At 62.8% G+C, this 288-nt stretch carries 1 protein-coding gene; it reads right to left on the reverse strand.

Annotation, left to right across the window (positions count from 1 at the left end; all coding sequences use genetic code 11):
* Positions 1-288 (reverse strand): DDE-type integrase/transposase/recombinase (locus ACLFKU_RS44535; protein ID WP_410853493.1); only part of this gene is annotated, 288 nt, incomplete at both ends.

The following is a 288-nucleotide window of genomic DNA, read 5'->3' on the forward strand; positions in this document are numbered from 1 at the left end:
CGGGATCGTACATACACGCCTTTGTAATCGCGCATTTGGCGTTGTCGATGATCACGCGCTCCACGCGGCCGCCGAACCATTCGAAGGCGCGCCGGTGGCAGGCCAGCCACGTCTCGACCGTTTGATCCAGCACGAGCTCTGCATACTGGTGCCGCGACCAGCACAGCGTCATCACGAAGAACCATGTCTTGAGCGGTACGCCGGATTCGTGTGTCAAAACGGGACCGGCACCGAAGTCGAGCTGCGCTGCGTCCGCCGGGGCGAACTCCAGGATCGTCGTCGCTCTCG

Origin of the sequence: Paraburkholderia sp. EG304 (genome assembly GCF_046543485.1) — a bacterium.
GTDB lineage: Bacteria > Pseudomonadota > Gammaproteobacteria > Burkholderiales > Burkholderiaceae > Paraburkholderia > Paraburkholderia youngii.